The sequence below is a fragment of the Longimicrobium sp. genome (genome assembly GCA_036387335.1).
In the GTDB taxonomy this organism is placed as follows: Bacteria; Gemmatimonadota; Gemmatimonadetes; order Longimicrobiales; family Longimicrobiaceae; genus Longimicrobium.
Window position 1 is genome coordinate 1 of the sequence record DASVTZ010000052.1, and the last position, 5714, is coordinate 5714.

Annotated in this window: 6 protein-coding genes; 4 read left to right on the forward strand and 2 right to left on the reverse strand. The window is 72.0% G+C overall.

Features of this window, described 5'->3' with window-relative positions; all coding sequences use genetic code 11:
- Positions 1-296: 296 nt before the first annotated feature.
- Both VF647_04655 and VF647_04660 read right to left on the reverse strand, forming a co-directional pair.
- Positions 297-2897, reverse strand: coding sequence for an FtsX-like permease family protein (locus tag VF647_04655; GenBank protein HEX8451365.1), 2601 nt, complete (start codon positions 2895-2897; stop codon positions 297-299).
- Complete coding sequence (locus tag VF647_04660; protein ID HEX8451366.1) at positions 2894-3568, reverse strand: ABC transporter ATP-binding protein; 675 nt, start codon at positions 3566-3568, stop codon at positions 2894-2896. The genes VF647_04655 and VF647_04660 overlap by 4 nt, the downstream gene beginning before the upstream one ends.
- Between VF647_04660 and VF647_04665 the strand changes: the two genes are divergently transcribed.
- From VF647_04665 to VF647_04680, 4 genes are all read left to right on the forward strand, one after another.
- The gene (locus tag VF647_04665; protein HEX8451367.1) at positions 3567-4274 is read left to right on the forward strand and encodes an arylesterase; all 708 of its coding nucleotides are present in this window, start codon (positions 3567-3569) and stop codon (positions 4272-4274) included. The two genes, VF647_04660 and VF647_04665, sit on opposite strands and share 2 nt — an antisense overlap.
- On the forward strand, positions 4271-4759 hold the full coding sequence (locus VF647_04670) for a hypothetical protein (protein ID HEX8451368.1): 489 nt from the start codon (positions 4271-4273) through the stop codon (positions 4757-4759). Before VF647_04665 ends, VF647_04670 begins: the two co-directional genes overlap by 4 nt.
- Before the next feature lie 10 nt (positions 4760-4769).
- Positions 4770-4922: a hypothetical protein gene (locus tag VF647_04675; GenBank protein ID HEX8451369.1), complete on the forward strand. Its 153-nt coding sequence runs from the start codon at positions 4770-4772 to the stop codon at positions 4920-4922.
- A gap of 93 nt (positions 4923-5015) precedes the next feature.
- Positions 5016-5714: glycosyltransferase (locus tag VF647_04680; GenBank protein HEX8451370.1), on the forward strand; the 699-nt coding region annotated here is incomplete at its 3' end.

The window sequence follows — 5714 nt, forward strand, 5'->3', positions numbered from 1 at the left end:
CAGATCCCGTAGGGGCGCGATTCATCGCGCCCGTGCCCGCCGCCGCGCCGATGCCCGCCCCCCTTACACCGATGCCGGTAGGGGCAGACCTGCGTGTCTGCCCACCGCCGGCATCACGCAGACCCCCGCCCACGCACACGAATCCCGTAGGGGCCGCCCCACGTGGCTGCCCGTGCCCGCCCGCGCGACGTCCCTCGCGCCCCGCACCAACGCCCGCCACCGCCCCTCCCCCAGGCTGTTTTGGGGGAGGGGCCGCGAGGTGACGAGCGGGGGAGGGGCCCCGCCCCGCCCGCCCCTCACTCCTCCCGCAGCGCCTCCAGCGGCGTGTGGCGGAACACCTCGCGGCTCGCCCACACGCCCACGCCGGCCGCCAGCACGGTTACGGCGGCGGCGATGGCGAGCAGGGAGAGGACCGGGACCGAGTACTCCACCTCGAAGAGCAGCCGCGCGAGCGCCCAACCCCCGCCCACCGCCAGCGCGATCCCCACCAGGCTCGCGAGCGCGCCCAGCACCGCGTACTCGGAGAAGAGGATGGTGGCGATCTGGCGGCGGGTGGCGCCGAGGGTGCGCAGGAGCACGCTCTCGCGGATGCGCTGGAGGCGGCTGGTGAGCACGGCGCCCAGCAGCACGATGAACCCCGTCGCGACGCTGAACCCAGCCAGGAACTGGATCACCGCCGCCACGCGCCCGAGCACCTCGTCCAGCGCCGCCTGCACCTCGGTGAGGTCGAGCACGGCGACGTTGGAGTAGCGGCGCACGACGTCGCGCTGGGCGCGCGAGCGGGCGGCCTCGTCGGGGGCGCGGGCGAGGAGGACCCACGTCTGCGGGGCGGCGCGCAGGACGCGCGTGGGGAAGACGGCGAAGAAGTTGGGCTCCAGCCGCTGCCAGTCGACGTCGCGAATGGAGGTGATGCGCGTGGGGATGCGCACCCCCTGCACGTCCCACACGAGCGTGTCGCCGAGCTCGATGGCCAGGTCCTCGACGATGGTCTTGTCGATGGACACCTCCGCGATACCGCCCGGCGCGCCGCCCCCGCCCGGAGCCCAGAACTTCCCCTCGATCACCTTCTCCGATGCCATCAGCCGGTCGCGGTACGTGGAGCGGTACTCCCGCCGCAGCGCCCACCCCTCCGGCCGCCCATCCTCCCGCTCTCCTTCCGCTGGCGGCGGGCGGTCCTCCTCGGACTCGCCGGGCGCGCCGGGGGCGAGCTGGGCGACCGTCGTCCCATTGATCGAGTACAGCCGCATGGGGACGATGGGCGCCTGCTGCACGACGCGCGTGCCACCGGCGTCCAGGATCTGCCGCACGCCGGCCTGCTGATCCGCCTGCACGTCGAAGAGGATGAGGTTGCCGCGCGACCCCGCATCCACGCGCAGTGGGCGGAGGAGGTTGTGCTGCGTGAGGTAGAGCGTGGCGAGGAGGAAGACGCCGAAGCCGAGCGCCAGCACCACCACGCGCGTCTGGTTGCCGGGGCGGTACAGGTTCGCGATCCCCTGGCGGACGGGGTAGCGCAAGCCGGCGACGCGCGCCGTCCTCGTCGCGCGGGTGGCGAGCCAGGCGGTTGCCCACAGCGCCACCAGCGCGCCCGCGATCCCACCCGCGAACGCGCCGCCCACGCGCACGTCGCCCGCCTGCAGCATCACCAGCGCGACGACGCTTGCCGCGAGCAGGATCCACGCGGCCCACGTCCACGGATCGCGGCGGCGCGGAGCATCGTCCTCCGCCTCCACCCGCCTGCGGATCGCCTGGAGCGGCGAGATGCGGCGCGTGGCGAGCAGCGGAAGGAGCGCGAAGACGGACGCGACCCACACGCCGATCCCCACGCCGGTCGCGAGCGCCGCCGGATTGACCGCTGTCTGCACCGTCACCGGGAGGAGGCCGGCGAGGAGCTTCGGCAGGACCCACTGCACCGCGAGCCCGATGGCCGCGCCGATCGACGCCCCCGCCAAACCCATGGCGGCGGCCTGCAGCAGGTAGATGGCGATCACCTGCCGCGCCGTCGCGCCCAGGCAGCGCAGCGTGGCGACCGTCTCGCGCTTCTGGGCCATGTACGCGCCCATCGAGCTCGCCACGCCGATGCCGCCCAGCAGGAGCGCGAACGTTCCGACCAGCCCGAGGAAGTTCCCAAGCCGGCCGAGCGCCTGGTCCAGCGAGCGCTGCTGCTCCTGCGACGTCCGCGAGCGCACCCGCTCCGTGCGCAGCGCCGCGCGGTGCACCGCCACGAGCCGCTCGGCCGCGCCGGCGGCGGGGAGGCGCACGTAGGCATCGTACTCCGCGCGGCTTCCGAAGCGGAGGAGCTTCGTCTCGGCCACGAATCGCGCGGGGATGTAGACGCGTGGCGCGAAAGCGGAGGTGATCCCTACGTCACCCGGGATCTTGCGGATGATCCCCGCCAGCCGGAAGCGCGTCTCACCCAGCGAGATCGAGTCCCCGATGCGCGCGTCGAGCGAGGAGAGGAGCGCCGGGTCCGCGACGACCTCGCGCCCGCGCGCGAGCCGCGCCCACGCGCCCGCCGGCTCCGTGACGATCTGCCCGTAGAACGGATATCCAGCCTCCACGGCGCGCACCTGCGACAACCGCGCGCCGCCCGTCCGCTCCAGCAGCGCCACCGACGCAAAGGAGACCACCTGCGCCACCGGAGTCCGGGCGCGGCGCAGCGAGTCGAGGAGCGCCGTGGTGCGCTTCCCGAAGGCGCGGTTGCTGGAGAACGCCACGTCGGCACCCAGCAGCGACCGGCTCTCCTGCCGCACCCCCGCGGCCAGGTTCGCCGCGAAGCTCTGGGTCGCGACCAGCGCCGCCACACCCAGCGAGATCGACGAGAGGAAGAGCAGGAGCCGCCGCCTGGCGAAGCGGCTCTCCCGCCACGCCAGCACGGCCAGCGGCGAGATGCGCTTCACGCGGCGCTCCGCTCGTCGCCGACGACGGCGCCGTCCTCCAGTCGGATCACGCGGCCCGCGCGCGTGGCGAGGTCCGGGTCGTGCGTGACGAGCACCAGCGTCGTCCCCTGCTCGCGGTTCAGCTCGAAGAGGAGGTCGATGATGCGGGTGCCGGTGGTGCGGTCCAGGTTCCCCGTGGGCTCGTCGGCAAAGAGCACGGTGGGGGCGTGGATGAAGGCGCGCGCGATGGCCACCCGCTGCTGCTCGCCGCCGGAGAGCTGGGCGGGATAGTGGTGCCCGCGGTCGCCGAGCCCCACGCGCGCCAGCAACTCCTGGGCGCGGGCGGGGTCGGGCGTGCCGCGCAGCTCCAGGGGGACCTCTACGTTCTCCCGCGCGGTAAGAGTGGGGATCAGCTGGAACGCCTGGAAGACGAAGCCGATCCGCTCCCTGCGCAGCCGGGCGCGGCCGTCCTCGGAGAGGGTGCCCAGGTCGGTCCCCTCCAGCTCCACGGAGCCGCGGGAGGGGCTGTCGAGCCCGGCGAGCAGGCCCAGGAGCGTCGTCTTTCCGCTCCCGGAGTGGCCCACGATGGCGACCGTTTCGCCCGCATCCACGCGGAAGTTCACATTGCGGAGCACGGCGAGCTGCTGCCCGCCGCTCCGATAGCTCTTTTCAAGATCACGAACGATGAGCATGCCTAGATTCCGCCTTTTCCGTGCGCTGCCGGTGCTTCTGGTGGCGCTGAACTTCGGGTGCAAGGGAGCGGAAAGCAAACCGGCGACGGCCTCGTCGACCGCCGCCGAAGCCGCGCAGAACCCGTCCGCGCGCAAGACGGTGCTCTTCCTGGGAACGTCGCTCACGGCCGCGCAGGGGCTGGACCCGGAGCAGGGCTTCCCCGCCCACATCCAGGAGAAGATCGACTCTGCGGGCCTCCCCTACGAGGTGGTGAACGCCGGCCAGAGCGGCGAGACCTCCGCGGGGGCGCGGAGCCGCATCCGCTGGATCCTGGAGCAGCCCTTCGACGTGCTGGTGTTGGAGACGGGCGCCAACGACATGCTGCGCGGCTCGGACGTGGACTCGCTGGCCGCCAACCTCCAGGCCGTCATCGACACCGTCCGCTCCCGCCGCCCCGGCGCCGCCATCGTGCTCGTGGGGATGCGTGCGACACCCAACCTCGGCCCGTCATACGTGCGCCGCTTCGACGCGCTCTACCCGGAAGTCGCGCGCCGCAATCGCCTCCCGCTGATCCCCTTCCTCCTGGAGGGCGTGGCTGGCGAGTCCGAGCTCAACCTCGAAGACGGCGTGCACCCCAACCCCCGCGGCCACGAGCTCATCGCCGCGACCGCCTGGAAGACGTTGGAACCCGTCCTGCGCCAGCGGGCCGGCGCGTCTGGCCAGTGAGCAGGTCGTCGTGGGTCCACGCCCAGCGGATTTACCTCGACACCTCGGTGCTCGGCGGGTGCTACGATGCGGAGTTCGCCCCGTGGTCCAACGGGCTCCTCAAGGATTTCCGGCTCGGAAACTACGTGCCTGTCGTGTCCGACGTGGTCGCGGCCGAGATCAAGCAGGCGCCGGAGCCCGTGCGGGTGGTTTACGCGGATCTGATCGCGTCTGGCGCGGAGGTGCTGTTCATCACCCCGGAGGCGGTCCGCCTCGCTGACGTGTACCAGGAACGGAAGATCCTGACTCCGAAGTTCTATGATGACGGACTGCACATCGCCCTGGCTTCGGTGGCTGCCGTGGACCTTCTCGTAAGCTGGAACTTCAAGCACATTGTGCATTACGATAAGATCCGGTACTTCAACGCAGTGAACCTGGAGCTCGGCTACAGGCCCCTGGCGATCTACTCACCGCGGGAGGTGACTCATTATGGAGAAGAAGATTGACGCTGTAGCGATGACACGCCGCATCCGCGAGGCGAATTACGAGCGGCTCAAGGGTGCCGGCGAGGAAGAGCGGATTCGCTTCTACCGCGAGGAGGCGCGTCAGCTTCATGAGCAGATCGCGCGCGAGGTGCCGGCCGAGGACCCACGCTCGGCACCGGCGTAACCATCCAGCCGGAAGCGTGGTCGCCGGGCGGGATCGGCGGTATCTTGAGTGCCCCGCCGCTCGGGCGGGCTCGTCCACGCACCGCGACCGCCGATGACCCGATCCATCCACGCCATCGCCAGCCCGGCCCTGGGAGGGGCGGAGCGCTTCTTCGCCCGCCTGGTGAGCGCCCTGCACGAGAGCGGCTACCCCTCGATGGCCGTGCTGCGGCGCGGGAGCGTGCTCGACGGGACCATCGATGCCGCCGTGCCGCGCGTGCTCACCGGGATGGCGAACTCGCTCGACGTGCGCACGATGTGGACGATCCGCCGCCTCGTCGCGCGCCACCGACCCGATGTCGTGCAGACGTACCTGGGACGCGCGACACGGCTCACGCGGGTGCCTCGAAGCAGCGAGACGATCCACCTGGCGCGGCTGGGCGGCTACTACCGTCCCCGCAGCTACCGCCACGCCGACGCATGGGTGGGGAACACCCGCGGCATCTGCGATTACCTGGTGCAGCAGGGCTTCCCCTCCGAGCGCGTCTTCCACATCAGCAACTTCGCCGAAGCGCCGGAGCCCGCCACCGACGCCGGCCCCGCGCGCGAAGCCCGCGAGCGCCTCGGCATCCCCGAAGACGCGCTGATGCTCTTCGCCCTGGGCCGCTTCCGCCCGAGCAAGGGCTTCGTGGACCTCCTCGACGCCTTCGCCCTCCTCCCGCGCGAGGTCGGCGGCCGACAGTTGCGCCTGGTGATCGCCGGCGAGGGCGAGCTGCGCGACGAGCTGCTCGCGCAGGCGCAGCGGCTGGGAATC